This window comes from Candidatus Symbiopectobacterium sp. NZEC135, from assembly GCF_025962695.1.
In genome coordinates, this window is the sequence record NZ_JAGFPF010001131.1 from 1 (window position 1) to 698 (window position 698).

A 698-nucleotide genomic window follows, 5' to 3' on the forward strand; every position below is an offset into this window, starting at 1 on the left:
GCCTGCGTCAGCGATCTGCTGTTCTCTTTCCATTTCTCGTTGCCTTCCGGCCCCACCATCATTCTTGCCTGCGGGTTTTTATACCTGTTATCCGCCGCCATCGTTGTGCTGAAAAATAGTCATGTCATCACCCGAATCACTTTTCGTCGAGTGAATAACGGGCAATCCTGAAAGGAGTTAATGGTTATGCGTTTCACTGATTTTTTACGCGGTAATGTGGCGATATTGCTCTTTATCGCTGCGTGGAGTCCTTTACCGGCTAATGCAAAAATACAGGTTATTGCCAGCTTCTCGATTATTGGCGATATCGCCAGCAATATTGGTAAAGAACGCATTGAACTGCGCACGGTTGTTGGGCCAGACAGTGATGCTCACGTGTATGAGCCTTCTCCGGCAGATGCTATTGCGCTGTCCAAAGCGGATGTCATCCTCACTAATGGCTTGCAGTTCGAAGGTTTTATCACGCGACTGGTTGCCGCGAGTGAAACGTCGGCACAGATAATTGAGGTCACCAAGGGCGCGAATATTATTCAGGATCCCGCTGGTGGGCATTACCATTTTTATAATGGCAAAGCGGTATTTCATGCCGCACCTTTCGATCCCCATGCCTGGCAATCTATTGCCAACGTGCGTGTTTATGTGAAAAACATTGCTGATGCCTTCTGCGTTGCGGATAAACCAGGGTGTGATAGCTATCG

At 48.4% G+C, this 698-nt stretch carries 1 protein-coding gene; it reads left to right on the forward strand.

The genetic code is table 11. The annotated features are described in order from the left end of the window. Nucleotides 1–186 precede the first annotated feature (186 nt). Nucleotides 187–698 (forward strand): metal ABC transporter solute-binding protein, Zn/Mn family (locus J5224_RS32885; protein ID WP_264629107.1); only part of this gene is annotated, 512 nt, incomplete at its 3' end.